Raw genomic sequence first — 19,994 nt, forward strand, 5'->3', positions numbered from 1 at the left:
TTTTCCTTTATATTAACATATCACGATTCGATAGTTACGGTCTTCGTTTTCTGTTCCCATTTTACAGTTAATCCTAGCTGTTCAGAAACTAGTCTTAACGGTACTAAAGTCCTACCTTGTAAAATGATTGGTGCTACTTCAGCACTCTGACGTTTACCGTTCAGCAGATATTCTTTTTTATTTACGGTAAGATCCAGTGCCTTGGCCCCGCGTAATACCATGATCTTCTTATTCACCTGATCCCAAGTAGCGCTGCCTCCGAAAGCATCAAGGACATACCGAATCGGCACATAAGTACTGCCGTCTTTTACAATTGGAGCTACATCAATAGCTTTCTTATTTCCGTTTACGGTCATTGCCTTCGAGCCAATGCTCATAGAAGCTGTCCCTTTTGGTAAGCCTGCATCACTGGAAAGTGAAGGCATTGTAAAGGTGATATTATCAAAGGCAACTGTACCCGTCTTCGCCCGTTCATCCTGGCCTTCCTCTACGTTGACTACATAGAGTCTCTTCAGCGTTGCTGGGAATTTAATGCCTGAGCCTGACAAGTCAATGTTAATGTTCTTCCAACCATTCCAATCGATGATCTTCGCAAGATCCACATAAGCTGTAGCTCCACTGTTGTCTACAAATTCAGCACGCAGCCAATTCAAGCTCATATCGCCCATCACATCAACCGACATTGAAGTTGCAAGCGCTGGAACTGTTTTTCCGCTTGTACCATTCAGCTGAGCATAAGCATACATTTTCCCGCTTCCAGCCGTCATATCATAACTGAGTGACAGCACCTTGGAGCCTACTCTTTCAGCCGTTCCATCCACTATCGTTGCAGTACCCTGTACCGCTGGAACATTGGTAGTAAAGTCGATTGGATAGCTTACCTTCTCGAAATCTTCCCATGTTGTAGCTGCTGCTGTTGATAATACAACCACTGCACTAAATCCATCATAACGGGCAATAGCATAACCTGTAGTAACCCCTGCATCAACGGCGTTTACAGTAAGCTTGCCATCTTTCACGGCTCCTTTAAAGCCTACAAACTCCCACTTCAGTGCTGAATCCGGAACATTGATAGTTGTCCCACTCTTCGTTGACGCTGTAACAGGGACAGACACAGTAGTTCCGGCTGTCAGTGGCGCTGTAGCTGTACCTACACTCATACTGGATAGATCATTGCCACCCAGAACTGTAACTGTTGTAGAGGCGCTTGCGGCACCGCTTTTAGCCGTTAAGGTAACGGTACCTGGCTTCACTGCCGTTACTTCACCTGCACTTACCGTTGCGCTTCCACCGCTTGATACCCAAGTAGGATTACCTGCTGCTACATCAATAGGGTTGTAGTACGTGTCATAACCTTTTAAAGAATACGTTGCCTTTTGTCCAACCAGTAGTGTGGAACTTCCGCTAATTTTGATCCCTTTCACTTCACCTTGCGGGGCGTTAGTGTAGACACCAAGCCCGTTAACGATGCTGCGTTGCTCTGTGCCATACTCTGTATTAAAAGTGAGTGTAGTAGAGGTTTCACCGAGGGGCCGGTCTACCATCGTTGTAGAGCCGCCTCCATCGAGATTAAGACCTTTCCAGACTCCGATATTGGTCATAAATGATTGCAATTCGGTTAGAGACATCCCTGAACTATTGCCATTTTTCTCAGTAGCTATGATATATACATAACGTCCGTCTTGGGAATATCCTAAAGCCGTACGAGCACGATAGCCTCCAATGCTGCTAGTAGAACGAGAGAACGTTGCTGCTTTTCCGTTATTTACCAGAATTGTATGTCCGCCGATCATTGTTTGCAGATTCGCAGGATCTAGCGATTGCTGTGTAGTCTTAGATTTCAGAGAGTACACACTTGTTACAGGTTGTCCTACCGTCAAATGGGCAGTAACATATCGTGCGGCTAAGCCATGTGCCCGCAAAATATAAGCTCCCTTTGGAACCGCCATAGGGAGTGCAGCATTTTCTGAAATTTGAGTAACTACACCATTCTCAACAAGTACCTCTGTTGGAGTGGTAGAGCTATTTTTAGGGCGGTCGAGTGCAGTCCATACATCTGTGTAGATATACATAGCATTAGCATGACTATAAGTCGAGCTTCCGCCTTCAGGGCTATAAGCGCCTTTATTGATACCGGAGATCTCAAACTGTGCGCCATCTGGCGCGGTTACCATCCCCTCGAAGCTGTACTCGTCAATAATAGGTTTGCGGTCTTTTGTCACTGCAAAGGCATACATTCCATCCAATTGTGAAGGGGTAGACACCAGTACTCCACCTGATACTTGTCCACCGATCGGAGCACCCTCTCCACCTGTATTAAAATAATCGCCATTTACTGCGGCAACGGCTCCTGTTTCCTTGGCCATCCCGCCAGTACTTTGCCGAGTAGTCAGGTTTCCGCCTTTACCAGTCATCACATCTAAAGAAACATATGGATTGTTAAGATCCACACGAATGACGTCCGCAAGCCCAGAAGCACTCGCCCCAGAACGTGTAGTAGTATATTTATATTTCATCATAATGGCGCCCGAAGTAATCACTTCTTCTCCCAGCTTACTTACTTTAAAAGGAGCTGTGGCTGCAGCTGCGATTGGTGCAGATCCCTGACCAAACAGCATCATACCTTCACTGCCGATTACCGGCATAATCCATAACACACCAGCCAATGAAGCAGCAATCCACTTTTTAGTGGAAGATAATCTTATTCCCCGTGCAACCTCGCTACTCTTCTTCTCCATGAAAACTTCATTCATTTCAACGTAACTCTCCCATCTCTTTTGTACTCTATCAGTCCATATCAATGTCTGGAAACTGGTTCCTATTTTTCTAGTACTCTTTTAATAGACTGAAAATAAGCCAAAAAGTTGCGAAATTGAGAGATTTCAAGCTTTATAGAGTCAATACTGTCATAATTAGACGACAAAAAAAGCCCGGCATAATTGCCGGGCTTTACCAATTGTTTGGTTATCTATAAGAGTTGTTTACAAGTAATCAGCCTGTTTCAGCATCCGTTGTAACATCACGGCAGCTTGAGCACGGGTGGCATTGCCTTGGGGCCCAAATTCACTTACTGTCATGCCCAAAATAATCCCTGATTGCACTGCCTTTGCGACGAACTCCGCACTTTGATTCTGAATCTTTACCTTATCCTTGAATCTTGCAAGTGTTGAGGCAGAAGTACCGCTTAGTGTAATAGGATGATTGGTATATTCCATCGCACGGATCATCATGATCGCCATCTGCTCGCGTGTTATATTATCATTCGGACGGAAAGTACCATCCGTGTTCCCTGTAATAATTCCAGCTTTAGCCGCTGCGCCAATGTAGTCTCCAGTTTGTGTAGAAGGCTGCACATCCCGGAAACGTTGTGCGGTCTCACGATCTCCTAGCAAGCCTAGACCTCGACTGAGCATTATAGCAAACTCAGCACGGGTAATTTTTTTCTCCGGATTAAACGCACTACCGTAGCTGCTATCAATAATATTCTTTGCGTTAAGCTCAGCTACGATTGCATTACTCCAATGCTTACCCATATCCGTGAAGGCTCTGGTGGACAAGAAAGTCCCTAAAATCTGATTACCAGCGGTACGAGCACGGATAACTGTATAGTTACCGACCGTACTGACCTTTGTAGGTAGATAAGCCGCATCGTAGTAGGAAAGGTCCAATCTGGCCGCAGATGTCTGCGCGCTATTTAATGAAGAAGTAGTACGTACGGTATATTCTCCTGGTACAGTCAGTGCCTTGGCATTCGAATAATTACCGCTAACAATCGCCGTCACCCGGACATCCATAAGACTAGTAATAGTTCGCATACCCGTCGTCTGTAGCTTTTGCTCAAAAGGTGTAAATGTACCTGCTGGAACTTTATCCAAGCGGAACACGAGCGAGATATTTTTACTGTCCGAGATTAGGCTGCTCGCCAGCCCATTCATATCAATATCATCGAGCCCTACGCTAAATAGGTTGTCTCCATGACGAATCATGAACTTAGTATTTTTATTACGGTTCACCGCGTCTAGTAATGGTTTTAGCGGAGCAGTTACAAAAGCTGCTTGCTCCGTGGAAGGAACCTCAAAAGCCAATACATCATTATTCATCTTATACAGATATTCATAACTGGCAGCTATTCGATCTGCGTTTAAAGTATATCTTTTTACAGATTGATTATATACAGAACGGTCATCCACAATTTGCGAGGAATCGCTCTTTAATAGTGCATACTCTTTTCCAAACTCACTCGTTGCAAGTGTTCCTAGGTAGGATGGACGATTTCCAGATCCAGTGGTCACGCCAGTTAGATTCTGAACTGATAAAGCTGAGAATGAGGAAAGAGTATTCCCACTCAAATCCTTAATCGTACCGGTACCAGACATATAGGATAGGTCCACTTTTTGACCGGTCTTTACAACCGAGGATAACGTTATTTTTAGAATATTACCTGAGAGATAGTAGGATTGCACTCCCAAGCTGCTTCCATCTGCTCGAACTCCAAACTGATTCGCGTAGAGGGAACCGGATGCCTGCATATTCTTTGCAAAAGTAACTGTTAACTCGTCACCTGAAACGGTCGCTGAATTAATCTCTGGAATAGTAGTGCCACTGTTCTCTGAAATGGATACAGGCTGTAGGTTAATATACGCTGCCCGATTCCCATTCAAATCACTTATCCCGGCAGAACCCGGCACATAAGATATAGTCACATTCTGATTAACCGCGAGCGCTGTCTGAAGCGTCAAAGTGACCTGAGTGCCGCTGACCGATACATTAGTCACATAATTAGGCGTGCTGCCCACTAACACAGAGAATTGGCTATTCAGTGGGAGATTGGTTGTAGATAAGCCTTCATTATAATTCAAAATGATTTTAGTGCCGCCTCCGGTTGCACTTTGAAACACTGGGGCAATCGTATCGTTACTGTTACGGATATTGAAATCAGTAAAGTCCGCAATATTTTGTCCATAAGAATTTAGCAAAGGATACGAACCTGCATAGTAGGACACCCGAACGTTCTGTCCATTCGATGCTTCACTTCCCAATGTTAAATATACTGTATTGCCACTGGAACTGATCGAGTTGACCCCAAGTGAGCTTCCATCTGCTGTCACTAGGAACTGGTTATGAGCGTAATAAGAAACCGGCTTTAGTGTATCGTTAAAATTTAATACTACGGATCTTCCCGTGATTCTCCCATCTTTAGGTGTCGGCATGGAGGACTCAATGGAGTTCGTGATCTGTTTAGAGCTAAAAGTGCTCGCTGCATTTCCGCTTGGATCCTGAATCGTCCGCAGTCCGCCATTATAGCTGACCTTTACAATCTGCCCAACTGCTACTCCTGTACTCAGCACCAAGTAGGCACTGTCTCCCTGAATATAAACACTTTCAATCGCTCGATTCTCGTCGTTTACCGTAACTCCAAAGCTTGAGGTTAACAGCGCTATGGATGAATTGAGAGACTCATTATATTTCAGACGAATGGTTCGGTTATTCTCAAGCTGTGCTGATGTGAGCTGTGGAGCTGTTTTATCCAGAGACAAGGTCTTGAAGCTCCATGAATTTTTACCACTTAACCCGTCATATAAAACGTTAGCATCACTTGCGTCTACAAAAGCCCCTTTAGCGATATCAATGTAATAAGTTGAATCACTATCTAACACTACAGAAGGTGTGATTATAAATTCTTTAGCTGTAGTGGTACTCCGGGTAACGTTAACCGGCACCTGAGATCCTCCGCTTTTATATAGAGCCACACCATTGGCCACTGCACTGTTGTAATTCACATCCCGATTAAACGCGATCGAAAAGGATCTGTTGTTAGCAATAGATTCACTTCGATCAGATGGATTCAAAGCACTTACGCCAAGTCCAGTCAAAGATACCGTTGTGAAGGTCCAAGTGTACGGGCCCGAGGCAGGAAATACATTTCCATCTTGATCATAAAAAGCACCCTGGGGGATCGTAACTGTATATTGTGTGCCGTTTAGCAGCGGTGAGGCTGTGGATGCTGGATTCAATGTTATGGTTCTGCTGCTTCCTCCAGTAACGGCCGGGGAGTTCACATTAAGCCATCTTGTTCTAGCATCGTTAGCTGCCCCTGGAGACACCGTAATTACACCTGATGCAGGCATCATAGGACGGTCAAAAGTGAGCTGTAGCGCTCCTGTGGTAGATATACCGCCTGCACCGTTAGCCGGGGATGGAGTCATTGGAATTTCAGCTACACCTTTTGTAGAGAAACTCCATACATTGCCGCTAGAAATACCAGAGAACGTTCTATTATCAACATCCTTAAAAGCGTACGCATCAATAAGAACATAGTAATTCCCTCCGGCCGCCAATGCTTTCTCCAACGTTAATTTAACTGTAGTAGAGTTAGCATCAGTCAGAACGTTAACTCTAGTGTCATCATCCTTTATTCTGAACTCTTGCACGGTTGTATTATCTGCTGAGGACAGGATTCGGATATTGCCCCCACCTTTTAACAGCTGCTTATTTAGTGTCAGACTAAGTTCCTTTAAACTCCCGGCATCTACTCTTGCATTACTAGCCGGTGAAAAGTTGCCTGCCGTGATAGCCGTATTACTCTCAGGAGCGGTGGTAAATGCCCATGAAGTAAGTCCTGATTCATTACCCTCGTTATCTTTGAACAATCCTTTGGGAATTGTGACCTTGTATGCCTTATTCGGAGTGAATTGTTGGTTTGGCCCTAATTTAAGCTCGTAGTCTTTTGAACTACCAATTAAACCATAACTACCAATAGGAATCGTCACAAAAGGTGTACTATCACCCTGACCCGTGATGGTAATTTCTCCAGCCTGTGGGTTTACTTGACGATCAAAGCTTAATTTAAGAGATGACCCGATATTTACATAGGTTGCTCCAGGTGCTGGCGACACACTAATGCCAAATTCCGCTGCAGCATGTACTGCCGATATTCCAATTCCGATAGAAGGATACCCTGCTCCAAGTACCAGTTCTCCTGCTAGAAAAATTGCCGTCCATATTGAAATTTTTCTTTTCATGCCGTGATAGACTCCTCTCAAACCATACTAACGTCTTTATGTATATTCTTATATTTCGGTTAAAGGGCTTACAAAGTTTAGTAGTCTACTTCTCTATGATTAGAATCAATTCTAATTCTGCCCATTACATAAAAATAGCCCGCAGAGCTGACACTAAGTGCCAACTTGCGGGCTTAACGTATTATAAGAACATATAATTAACTACAATCCTGCCTGACCTCTGAGTAATTCAGCTTTATCTACGCGTTCCCAAGGAAGATCAACATCAGTCCGTCCAAAATGGCCGTATGCTGCAGTCTGTCTATAGATTGGTTTACGCAAATCAAGCATGGAGATAATACCCGCAGGGCGAAGATCAAAGTTGTTGCTGATCAGTTGAACCATCTTTTCCTCACTGATCTTACCTGTTCCGTATGTATCCACATTAATCGAGACAGGAGTAGCCACACCAATGGCATAAGCAAGCTGGATCTCACATTTATCAGCTAGACCCGCAGCAACAAGATTCTTCGCCACATAACGAGCAGCATAAGCCGCAGAACGGTCCACTTTAGTTGGATCCTTACCAGAGAATGCGCCGCCGCCATGACGAGCATATCCGCCATACGTATCAACGATAATCTTCCGTCCAGTTAGACCGGCATCCCCTTGAGGACCACCAATCACAAATCGTCCTGTTGGGTTAATAAAATACTTAGTTTCAGCATCGAGCAGTTCCGCAGGAACAACCGGCATAATTACATGCTCTTTAATATCTGCCTGAATTTGTTCAAGAGAAATTTCTTCCGCATGCTGTGTAGATACTACGATAGCATCCACGCGTACAGGCTTCTCATCTTGATATTCGATCGTAACTTGTGTCTTCCCGTCAGGACGCAAATATTCCAAGGTTCCGTTCTTACGAACTTCAGATAAGCGACGAGCAATACGGTGAGATAAAGCGATCGGTAACGGCATCAGTTCTGGTGTCTCATTCGTAGCAAAACCGAACATTAAGCCTTGATCACCCGCGCCAATATTTGCCGTTTCTTCAGCCAATTGTGCTGGATCACGGTGCTCGAGAGCAGAGTTTACACCTTGAGCAATATCAGCTGACTGCTCATTAAGTGAGCTCAATACTGCACAAGTATTATAATCGAAACCATATTTTGCACGTGTGTAGCCAATTTCTTTAATGGTATTGCGTACGATGGCAGGAATATCTACATACTCAGATTTGGTACTGATTTCCCCGATCACCAAAACAAGACCAGTTGCTACTGCTACTTCGCAGGCTACACGAGCATTTGGATCATTAGCTAAAAATGCATCCAATACCGCATCGGAAATCTGGTCACAGATTTTATCCGGATGCCCTTCCGTCACGGACTCGGAAGTAAACAAATGACGCCCTTTAATAGACAAGTATAACAACCTCCCTTATGGTTAGTCTGACACTGTATAAGGAGTTCCTTAATAATCACAGGCCAAATTAATAAAAAAAATATAAAACAAAGAAACTCAGGGGCCTGTTCTTTTTATGAAGGATGATTGCAGTATTTCATGTTTATATTCACTAAACTCTTCAAAAAAATGAACCTTTCCCATATGGAAAAGGTCTAAGGCTTTCCTCAAAAGTCATATTATCTTATTTGGGAGGTGGTGTCAATTACTCCGAAGCCCCTCCAACACAGTATAAATATTGAATCCACAGTATTAAAAAGAAATATCAGATAGGATTAATAAGAATTATTTCACCCCTGATATTATTAAAGAAGAGACTGTTCGGCTTGCTTAATGAGTCTCTTCGTGATTTCTCCGCCAACAGAGCCATTATCTCTTGAGCTAAGATGTCCAAGATACTGGCGACGGCCAGAACCACTACCTCCGATTGCTCCTAATTCAGAAGCAAACTCTGTGTCTGCTCCGCCTCCATAATGCGCTCCATATAAACCAAATTCAGCTGCAATTTCATATTGCATTTGCTTCAGCATTGCCCGACTTTCCGGTACCACTGTGCGATTGTTACGTGCCATGTTACAGCACCTCCTGTGAATTTGTAAGATTACAGGAATATTGTGCGTCCAACAGCTACTCTTCAATCGCGCCAATGATTTGTAACTTTGGAAATCAGTTTGAAGGTATGATTAAGTACTTTTACGGGCATTATGAATATATACTATTACAAATTATTTTAGTGTATATCCACCACGAACCATGACAACAAGGCCAAGAGTTTGTCCTGATTGCACAGTAATACCACGACCATCACGAGGGAAAGATAATAAATGGTTAGTCGGTGCAGCTACTCCATTGGCAAGGTCTTTACCATCCGTTAAATCAGCAACACCATTTGCATCCTGAGAATAGATAACCGCTTTACCCGCACGAACGATAAATTCAGCGCCTGCGGAAGCAATTAAGGTTTGTCCTGGTTTCACATCGACAATTACGGATTCATTACTGCTAGTAGTCGGGTTTGTTGTAGCTGTTGGAGCTGAGCTAGGACTCGGAGTAGCTGTAGCTACTGGAGCTGTACCTGTACCACCTGTAAGTGCTTTCTGAATTTGCTGATCAACATAGCTTTTGGTAACCACAGGGTCATCTGCTGTTCCAGGCTGTGAACCAACACCTGCACCTTCAGCAGTAACATTCAACAGTGACCCAGCCCATACACCACCAGCCAGCAATACAGCAGCTGTTGTTACTTTCCATACCGATTTCAATGAAGTTCCTCCTCATGAGTGGGGATAAATGCCTATAAAAAAAGAATAGCCTCCGAAGAGGCTATTCTTGCTTCGAAAGGAAGCTAATTATCTTACAGTTTGTTTGTTACCTTTAACAATTTTAAGACCAAATTTATCAGCAGAATTAGCACCGTCTTTAATTTCAACAGTCAAGGAATCAACAGTGTTCAAATCAGTGATTTCTTTACCATAAGCAGTGAGTTTCAACAATACTTTACCTTCTTCGCTACCAGTACCAACAGTTGCTTCTACAACTGCTTTCACTGTATCCTTACCATCCACACCTACAACAACATCGAAGTCATTTTTATCAACAGTCTTAATGTTACCTGAGAATGTCAATGTCAAGTAAGCAGAGTTGCTGTTAATAGCTGCTTCAGTCAATTTAGGAGCAGTTGTGTTCTTAAGCTCATGAACTACCGAAGCCGAAGAAGTACTTTCCATTCCGTTACCAGCTGCATCAGAGATACCAACAACTTTGAATGTGTAATCTTTAGTTTCTGTAATTCCGCCTACTGGAATGAATACTTTCACTTGAGCAGAAGTTGGTTTAGTAGCAGTACCTACAACCGTAGTTGGATCAATAACAGCGTAAGAACCAGAAGGTAGAGCAGCACCGTTCAGGACATAGCTGCTAGAATCACGAAGCGAAGCTACATTCAAACCAATGTTATCAGTAGCTGTTACTGTAAATTGGTGGTATCCAGCTTCTGAAGAAGCAGCTGTGTACACTACAGAAGTAACAGTAGGTCTCTTGTCATCGTTGGTATTGATTTTTTCAGCTGTAAGAGCAACAGTTGCTGCGTCAGAAACATTAGCTGTTCTTGCTTTATCCTTCACCAAGCCAGCAGTCAAACGAACTGTGTAGTCTCCGCTCAAAGTACTGTTAGTCTTAACGGTTACTTTTGCACCTTTTACAGTCATATCAGCTTGAGTAATCGCTGGACCAGTAACAGCACCAGTGGATTCATCAATGATGCTAACAGATCCAGTTGCAAGTACTACATCTTCGCTGAAAGTCAGTACAAGACCACTAGTACCATAAGTAGCAGATACTACAGTTGGTTTAGTAGTGTCTTTAACAAAAGTAACTGCTTGAGTCACAGTAGATCCAAGAGTGTTACCCAAAGTATCACGAACTGCTGCTGCAAATGAAAGTGTACCAGTGAAAGTTCCGGATGATGGGAAATTGAAACCACTAGGTACTTGCAGTTTAATTGTGTCGCTATCGTCAGTTGTAACAACGCTCATGTTACCAACTTTATCGCCGTCAGCTTTCAACAAGGAAACATTACCCTTGAAGGATGCAGCGTTAACCTTTTTGTTGAATTTAACTTTTACATATTGATCACTCTCAGGAGTAACGCTAACGATCGTAGGAGCAGCAGTATCAGCTACTACAGTTACACTTGTTTTAAGCGAGCTTGCAACGTTACCAGCAAAGTCAGTAACTTTGTTAAGCACTACATCATTAGCTGTACCAGTTTTCAGTGCAGTATTTGTAGTCAATTTAAATGTATCAGCGGATTCTTTGGATACAGATACAGCAGAACCGTTAACAGTAGCATTAAAGCTATATTGTTTTACTGGCTCGCTGAATTGTACGAATACTTCTTTAGTAGAATCTTTAGCTACGGCATTAATAGCCTTAACTGTAGGAGCTACTGTATCAGCAACTGTCAACAATGTAGTGTAAGTAGCAACTTTAGTTCCAGCTGATGTCAGAACGCTGTCACTTACTACTACTGTGTATTGACCCTTCAAGTAGTCAGTATCAACTTTGTCAAGAGTGATTGTCAACTCGGTACCAGCTTCATTCAAGCTTGCAGCTGAACCAACAACAGTTACAGCAGTTCCGCTTACAGGTACTACCTTAACAGTGTCAGCAAGCAATTTACCATCTTCAATCACAGAATCAGCGCTAATTACACGGTTGAATTTAACAACAACTTGTTTAGCGTTTGGAGCTTCTACGGATAGAACCTTAGGAGCTGCCAAAGTTACTTTAGTAGTGTAGTCGTGATTGTTGTGTTTGAAGGAAATTGAAGTTTCAACGCCTTCTACAAGTGCAGTAGTCAAAGTTACAGTAGTAGTAGTTTTGTCAGAGAAAGTTACAACTACGCTAGTTGGGCTTACTGCTTCAGCAGAAGCTACAGTAGGAGCTGCTTTCAATTGATCAACTGCATAAGCTGTTTCAACTACCAAAGAACGGCTAGCGTTAGCTTTGAAGTTAGTGTCTTTAGCAATCAGACCAGCATCGATTACTGCTTGAGCATAGCCTTTAGCCCATGCAGATGCACTGTTGTCAGATGTTGCTGGAGTTTCAAGTTTCAAAGCGCGGAACAATACAGCCGCTACTTCTTCAACTGTTACTTTACCGTTGTAGTCGAAGATACCTTTAACAGTATCTTTACCTTGCATCAAGTTAGCTGCAGTAACAGCTTCGATGTAAGGAACTGCCCAGTTCTTAGCGTTGTAACCTTTGTCTTTGTAAGACAATTTGTTAGTTACTTCAGTAAGATCGAACAATTTAGTAACGATCTTCGCGAATTCAGCGCGAGTAAGATCTTTTTCAAGGTGAGCTTGACCATCTGGGTACCCATTGAGAATACCTTTTGCTGCCAAAGCGTCAAATTTTTGTTGCGGAGTTGCTGCTGCGTCACCAAACGCTACAGAGGCAAACATCGAGAATGCCATTGCTGTAGATAATGCTACGGATAAAATTTTCTTCATAACCTTTTTTTCTCCTCCTTGGACGTTCATAAACTGAGATTTTTCTTTAGTTGAGTAGCTCGTGTCACTCATTAGCCGATGCACCCCCTTTCCAGAGTTGAGCAAATTAAGTATAAATAATGTCTGTGACGGGTATCACAGAAACTGGTAAACAATGATCAGGACATGACAATACTAGATTCCTAATTATACCTAAGTATTATACAATGTGCCTCAAGTCACGTAAAGCTAATTTTTCCATTTTGTTAAATTCGCTTTACCACCGGTTAATTTCAACTGCCTGTGTAAATGACTCTACACCTTAAACGCAGAAGATTTGGAAAAGTTGCGGTTTCTCAAAAAAATTCTTTTCTTTTTTTTGTTTCCCGGTACAATCCCAATAGAAGATACATATGTATGTTCTACTAACTATTGTTAATCTTGGGTTGCCACGGAAAATAGTATACCATAGTCGTTTTCTAAACGTCATTATGCAATATTTACTAAGTATCATTAACACTAGTGCCATTTATTTAAACATTCCTACAAAATTTGAGTATAAAGGGGCGGAAAGACCTGATTACTCACATTCACCGTAGACTGATTATATAGCGGCTCCCCTTCTGATCTTCGGCTCCTAAAGCTATAACCTAAAAAAACTTCGCTTATAGCTTCGATCAAAACATGTTCTTTCTTTGTTCGCCTCCTGGTTCAATGCTTTGATGATTCGTAAGCTAATGGCTACTACTTACCGTCACCATTCAGAGATCCGCTCTATAGATAGCATCATGCTGAACGCAACAAAAAAGCGCCGTTGCCGGCGCTTGCTTCTATTACAGTAGGGTCTAACGAATCTTCATAGATAACTGGATCAATTCCTGACGCTTTTCAGGACTTGAGTTTACATTGTCGTACATTGCATCAATAGCTGCGCGATTCTCGCGGTAGCTCTTCTCATGTTTGATTGTAGTATGAGACCATTCAATCAGGGCATTCTCAGCCACAACAAGCTCGTTGTATGAATCATGGAATCCTGTAGCCTGCACAAGCTCCTCCATAACCTCCTGTGTAATCTCCTGTAGTGCCCGCTTAGCCGCAATTTCCTTTTCTAACACTTTTGCTCTATTCTCAAACATATTCTTGGCTTTCATGTAATCCAACTGTGCTTTTGCTAAAATCGGTTTCATGGTTGGCTTTCACCTTTCAGAAAATAATATTTTCTACGTTATTGTAACGTAAATCGAAGCAGAATACAAAATATATGTCTCTGGTAAGTTTACACTTTTCTCTAAGTTGACTATTATACAACTGTAAAATTGGTTGGGATTAACCATTTAAATGGAATGAAGAACGACCAATCCGCAGATATTTCTTGCGAAATTGGCCGTTTTTTTAATCCTAACTCTTTAATTAAAAGTTTTCGGGAAAATACTTGTGCTCTTTTTGAGCAGTTCTACAGCAATCTTACCAGCCTCTGCACGTGTAAGCTTACCTTTTGGATTAAAATTATATACTGGCTTCTTTTGCCCTGTAATCGTCACTGCGCTGCCTTCCATGATCTTAGCCTTGGAAACTGCCTCAATAGCTGGCCGAGAGTAAAAGTCCATATTACCGGTGTCTACAAAAGATTTAGATAGACTGGTTAACAACTTATTGTCATTTGTAGACATTTTTAGCTTAAGTGCCCGAGCGATCATCACAGCCGCCTGTTCTCGCGTAACAGGTTGATCCGGACCAAAGAAACCATCGCTTAATCCAGTAATAATACCAGCTCTTGCTGCTGTCTCAATATGTTTGAAGTCCCAAGTTGTAGAAACTGCTTCAGGTACAATATCGAAGAACGTCTGCTGATTATTATTATAATTCAATGGAAGGCTCAAGCCCTTCACTAACAACGTAGCGAATTCTCCACGTGTTGTTGTATTATCAGCACCAAATTGGTCAAAACGCAAATTCTTCATAATGCCTTTAGAATAAAGACCATTCAAGATATTTCTTGCCCATGGGTGATTGGTAATATCGTTATATCCACGACGAAGCTTCATTACAGTGTAATACCCAAATTGATCAAATGGCACCGTGATTGTGTGTTTCTTTGTGTCCACTTCTCCACCAATATTCTCCCATTGTCCTGAGTCCGTGTAACGGAATACAGTGATTGTGGAACCAACCTCATCAACAATATTTGGATTAAAGGTTAGTGTAAGATCACCTCGCTGGGATGGTACAATTTTGCGTTCAGCTTCAATTTGTGTGAAATTACCTTCTATTGAGTATGGAGCAATCCCGTTAGTAGCCGGTTTATAAAGAGCAGTACCTTTTGTACCTCTTTCTCCCAAACCTCCGCTAAGCCAATAAATATCGGATACACGTGAGAAGTTATTAGTTTCTACTGTTGAGTTAAAACGTAATACAAGATCTGAAGGGATCAACAACGTACTCAAGCCACCTGGAGTCCGTGCATCAGCATCGACGTTAATAGTATTGCCATAATCATTTTTACGTTCAACAACACCATCCAATGGATCAGCAATACCGAACAATAGTTTTGTATCTGGATAGTACTTAGCTGCACCTGAGGTAGTATAGCCTTTCATAAGTGTACCTTTAGGGAAACTCAGCTCTAGTCCCTTATTAAACGCACTATACTTTGTTGCAACTTTCTCAGCCATATACTGCGTATCTACTTGAACGGCACTCGCATAATACACGCTTATCGTATCACTGAGAGTAGAATCAGCGCGAACAATTTGAATTTTAATCGTTGTCGCTTTATCTGCTTTTAAGCCTACATAGTCCAGTGTGAAACGATTCGGCAGATCGGTGCGCTTTTCTGCTTCGTATTTATCAATAATGATTTTTGTAGCACCTTCAGCTTCAATATCAAAACGAACAAAGTTTTTGTTAACAACGATCTGTTCACCTACGGTTGCCACCGGGGACAGTACGCGATAGGGAGAAACTTCACGAACAACTTCCAGACGCTGATTCGTCCGTGCACCTGTGTCATTGATTAATTCAAGATTATATACAATGCTTCCAGCAGTTTCTGCTGGGATATCACGAATTCGAAGCATAAATTCCGTGCTGTTACCGGAGAAATCATAATAGTATTTTTGATTATTATAGGTGAATTCATTTAGCTTCCTGTGTCCAGAAGCATTTCCAGTCAAAACTTCACTACCAAAAGAAAGGAACAGGTCTGATCCTTGGTACAAGTTAAGCTTAGTAGCCGCCCCGCCTCTTAACACCAAATCATATTTAGTTTGACTGGTAACAAATTTTTCATCCTTATAAATGAACTCAGAAGTCAATCCAAGAATGTCATTAAGCTCTTTATCAGTGTAATCCTTCACTAAATCATGGGTAAAATCGACCCGTCCCTTAGATATAGCCGGATGAAACTGTGACAAATTAGAGACATTCGTATCGATAATATAAATTCGCAGTTCTTTTCGAACTTCCCTTTTATTATTTGCCTTATCCATCGAGGTTCCAACAAACACAATCTTGTTCTCACCATAAACTAGTGGACCCGAGGAAGAAATAGGTAAATCAAAAGAAAACTTCGGATTCGTCAGCGTTACATTAAACTCATATCCATTTTTATGTGCATCTGTTTTTATTTTATCGTTCGATATACCATTAATAAAAAATTGAGGATTTCCGATGCTTTCAAATCCAATATATTCACCAGAAATAGTCATACTATTAGAGCTAGTAGCAGAATTAAAAGTATAGGTCTGTCCATCATTCAAATTAGCTACATAGATATAGTTCTTAGAAACATAGGCGATATCGGCATTATAAAAAGATTGAGACCCCGAAAATTGAAATTTTACTTTTTGCTGGCCATTAGAGAAGCCCTCAACTTTATACACCTTTTCATTAGCTTTTAAACCTGTGACATTAGGCTGTTCCGTCAGGACTAGCGAAGCACCCAGTGGTAGGTAAGAACCCTGCAATATCGCTCCTGCTTTTGGGGCAACATTCGTTTTCACCAAAACATAGAAATCAGGTTTTTCAACCTGAGATCCATTCAACGCTAGTTTGGAAACGGAAGAAATATCAACACTTGTAGCTTCTTTATATCCTGAAAGATAAAACATATCTGTAATCACAGTCTCATCTTTCAGATATTTATAACTTTCTTTGGTTGAAGTCTCGTAAGAACCATATTTAATGGACAGTACCACGTTGCCAGATCCCGAAGTAAGGGTAAATGGCGATGTAGTTATGAAAGAAACCAGTCGGTATTGAGGAGTCACACCATCTGGACCCGGAATAACTATTTCCTTCTGATCTCCAGCATTACCTTCCACTGGTACATAAACACCATCTGCCGAAATCGTGTATGATTTCAACACTTTAACTGGAACAACCTGATCATTAATCTTGACAGTATGATCAGCTTCAAAGGATTTATCACTTGCGCTATAAGGTAAAAGAACTTGTCCAATGATATTAGCAGTAGTATCTGAAGCAGTCAGTGTAGGAACATTATCAAGAATGTTATGAGCTTTAAAGTTCGACCCATCACCATGATAGATCTGCAAGTCAGTAAAAGGTCTGTTTGTATTAAAGTAATAAATTGAGCGTTTTATTGTAATCGAGTCCGCTGCATTCTGCACAACGATCTCCAAAGTGTTTTCCCCTGATTTAAGCGTTAATGCTGGAGTGAAAAATGTACCATCCTCAAGTAGCGAGGTTTGCAGTGATGATCCTCCATTCAATGAAACGCCAACTCGAGTTGCATTGGTCACATTACCTTGTAGCGTAATCTGTTGATTAGGAACAACAACCTTAGTTCCCTCATTCAAATTAATCGCGGAAGGTCCACCTCCAAGAACTTGTAGAGAGGAGATATAAGGAACCTTATCATAAAGAACATAAAATGATTCTGAGCGCTCTAAAGTACCTTGCATCCCAGAAAAAGTAATCTTATTGTATCCTGTAAACAATGTGAGCCCACTAGCAATAAAACGGTTAGTAGGATTTGTAGTATCAGTGGTTACTGCGCCGGTAGTCGAGTGGGTAGCATCTGTAACCCATTTACTACCACTTTGAGTCAATTGCTGTACAGTGACTTTCATTGTAGAAGTCGTTACCTGTGCATACGTACCGGTAATCGAAAAATTCGGATTGCTTGTCTTATAAACGGTTTGTCTTGAAATATTATATACGGCATTCGGATCGGTATCCGGCACAATCTCCTGTTTCAGCTCAATTGTATTTCTCAGCGTGAGATCATCCGGACTGAAGTATGTCGTGGTAGCCGCTGCCGCTATCGGCGTGTATTTACCTGGGAACATAGAAACGATCAAAGCCGCCAGCATCAGCCAAACGAACGGTCTCTTAAAGCGTTGCATGTGTTATATCTCTCCTTTGAGTATAAGTTCTCGTAAACCTTCACTTTGTTCTTTATCGGTCATAAGTAGTGATATTTTTAGGGAAAATAACAAAAAACTCATCCGAAATCGGATGAGTTTTGTTATTTATAGAAAATTTTAGAATAATTGCTTAGTCACTTAGGACTTAGAGCCTCTTTCCGGATCAGCCTTCATACGCATTCTTAAAAAGAAATCAATCAGCGGCCGTTTAGTCTTCCCGATCAAACCAGTGATTTCAGCACCGATTTGCAGGAAGAAGAGCATGATACAGATGACCACGAACGTAACCCAGTTCGCTTCATAAAGAGCTGCAGATGATTGAATGACAGCTAGAATACCGAAAAACGCAGCAATACCATAAATAATAAGTACAGTCTGGCGGTGGCTAAAGCCAAGCTCGCGTAGACAGTGATGCAAGTGACCTTTATCTGGTGCGAAGATTGGTTTCTTTTGCAGCTTACGGCGCACGATCGCAAAGAACGTGTCCGACAATGGTACACCGATAATAAGCAAAGGTGTAATAAACGAAACCACTGCAATCTGTTTAAATCCTAGCAAAGCAAGTAATGCCAAGCAAAAGCCTAAGAACAGCGAACCCGTATCACCCATGAAAATCTTAGCAGGATGGAAGTTAAAGAACAGGAATCCGATGATGCTACCCAGAAGCAACAAACACAGCATTGCCACCATGGTGTTTCCCATCACGAAAGCCATTGCCGCAATCGTAGCAATTGCAATTCCTGATACACCAGCCGCAAGCCCGTCCAGCCCGTCGATCAGATTAACGGCATTGGTAACACCGACAATCCAGAAAATCGTAAGCGGGATAGCAATCCAGCTCTCCAGTGAGGAATACGTATTGTTAAATGGAATATTCACAAAATCTACAGTAATACCAAAGCCGAAAACAACGATACAGGCTGCGATAATTTGGCCCAGTAGCTTCACTTTTGCTGATAATTCGAATCGGTCATCGAGTGCACCGATAAGTACAATCAGTCCGCCACCACATAGCAGCGCTTTGATGAAGTTGACCTCCCGCGGAGTGAACTCGTATGGAATAATCGGCAATACGGCAAGCAGGCCTAACACAAACGCTAGAAAAATAGCTAATCCGCCAAGGCGGGGCATAATTTTCGTGTGCACTTTACGAGCATTCGGCACATCTGTTGCACCAATCTTAATGGCGAATTTCTTCACCAAAGGTGTGAGGCCAAGTGCGAGTCCCATGCATACGATAAATCCAGCGATGTATATGATTAACATTTGATCAGTCGACCCCCATTTCTCTACCGCATTGAATTATACGCTGTTACAAAAACAAATTCCAATCCTTTATTTAGGCTATTTATCTCATTTTCTAGGTGAATATCGGCATTTTGCTAGACTTTTGTTACTTTATCTTTCTCACGCACCACTTTTAATGCGAATTTCGGCAGTGCAAGCATTCGTTTGTACCGTGTAGGTTCTTTTAGGAGACGGTACAACCATTCTATTCTCATTTTTTGGAAGGCTATTGGCGCTCTTTTGCTCTTCCCAGAGATCACATCAAAGCTGCCGCCGACCCCCATCATGATCGGAACGCCCAGTTTGGACTTATATTTAGCAATCCAAGGTTCCTGACTATCCGCACCTCTGGCAACAAATAATAAGTCAGGATTAGCCTTAACAATTCCAGCCACAATTTCTTCATCTGCATCCGGACCAAAATAACCGTCGTGATATCCTGCAATGATAACACCCGGATATTGCAATTGTAACCTTTCAGCGGTTTCCCGAATCACTTCAGGCGTAGAACCTAGAAGATATACCTTCCAACTATATCTTTCACCCTGCCGCATCAATTCATGTAACAGATCATAACCTGCTACCCGTTCTGATACCGGCTCATTACAATAATTAGCAGCCCATACAACGCCTGTCCCATCGGGGACAACCAATTCAGCCGATTTCATAATATCCATATAAGCTGGATCTTCCAGTGCAGCCATAACCATAATTGGATTAGCTGTAATCACTTGATGCGGGATACGGGTATGAACAGCCTCCGTCAAATAGGCAACTGTTGTTGCCATATCAACTTTCGAGACTCTAATTCCAAAAATAGGAACTGTAGGTACCGCGCTTTCTGCTTTCACTTTAGA

General features: G+C 42.1%; 10 protein-coding genes. All 10 read right to left on the reverse strand.

The features are described from left to right. Positions 1 to 20: 20 nt before the first annotated feature. The 10 genes from MKY99_RS28330 to MKY99_RS28375 all read right to left on the reverse strand — a co-directional run bounded on the left by MKY99_RS28330 (position 21) and on the right by MKY99_RS28375 (position 19,988). Positions 21 to 2,753: a stalk domain-containing protein gene (locus MKY99_RS28330; protein ID WP_339267587.1), complete on the reverse strand. Its 2,733-nt coding sequence runs from the start codon at positions 2,751 to 2,753 to the stop codon at positions 21 to 23. A gap of 228 nt (positions 2,754 to 2,981) precedes the next feature. Continuing rightward, positions 2,982 to 7,022 carry an Ig-like domain-containing protein gene (locus MKY99_RS28335; protein WP_339267589.1) on the reverse strand — a complete coding sequence of 1,347 codons (4,041 nt, stop codon included), beginning with the start codon at positions 7,020 to 7,022 and terminating at the stop codon, positions 2,982 to 2,984. A 201-nt stretch (positions 7,023 to 7,223) separates the two neighbouring features. Next, complete coding sequence (gene metK, locus MKY99_RS28340) at positions 7,224 to 8,426, reverse strand: methionine adenosyltransferase (protein ID WP_042192431.1); 1,203 nt, start codon at positions 8,424 to 8,426, stop codon at positions 7,224 to 7,226. A 344-nt stretch (positions 8,427 to 8,770) separates the two neighbouring features. Continuing rightward, entirely contained in the window at positions 8,771 to 9,037 is a 267-nt protein-coding gene (locus MKY99_RS28345; protein WP_042192433.1) for an alpha/beta-type small acid-soluble spore protein, read from the reverse strand. A 153-nt stretch (positions 9,038 to 9,190) separates the two neighbouring features. Continuing rightward, entirely contained in the window at positions 9,191 to 9,727 is a 537-nt protein-coding gene (locus tag MKY99_RS28350) for a hypothetical protein (RefSeq protein WP_076285661.1), read from the reverse strand. Between the two features lie 87 nt (positions 9,728 to 9,814). Next, complete coding sequence (locus tag MKY99_RS28355) at positions 9,815 to 12,481, reverse strand: hypothetical protein (protein ID WP_339267592.1); 2,667 nt, start codon at positions 12,479 to 12,481, stop codon at positions 9,815 to 9,817. A gap of 824 nt (positions 12,482 to 13,305) precedes the next feature. After that, a complete protein-coding gene (locus MKY99_RS28360; protein ID WP_042131350.1) occupies positions 13,306 to 13,647 on the reverse strand; it encodes a hypothetical protein in 342 nt (113 codons plus the stop codon). 219 nt (positions 13,648 to 13,866) lie between these two features. Next, positions 13,867 to 17,829 carry an S-layer homology domain-containing protein gene (locus MKY99_RS28365; protein WP_339267593.1) on the reverse strand — a complete coding sequence of 1,321 codons (3,963 nt, stop codon included), beginning with the start codon at positions 17,827 to 17,829 and terminating at the stop codon, positions 13,867 to 13,869. A gap of 159 nt (positions 17,830 to 17,988) precedes the next feature. Beyond that, the gene (locus MKY99_RS28370) at positions 17,989 to 19,116 is read right to left on the reverse strand and encodes an MraY family glycosyltransferase (protein WP_042131352.1); all 1,128 of its coding nucleotides are present in this window, start codon (positions 19,114 to 19,116) and stop codon (positions 17,989 to 17,991) included. Between the two features lie 116 nt (positions 19,117 to 19,232). Further along, a complete protein-coding gene (locus tag MKY99_RS28375) occupies positions 19,233 to 19,988 on the reverse strand; it encodes a WecB/TagA/CpsF family glycosyltransferase (RefSeq protein ID WP_339267596.1) in 756 nt (251 codons plus the stop codon). Positions 19,989 to 19,994: the final 6 nt, after the last annotated feature.

The organism is Paenibacillus sp. FSL R5-0470, from assembly GCF_037975205.1.
Taxonomy (GTDB): Bacteria; Bacillota; Bacilli; order Paenibacillales; family Paenibacillaceae; genus Paenibacillus_AQ.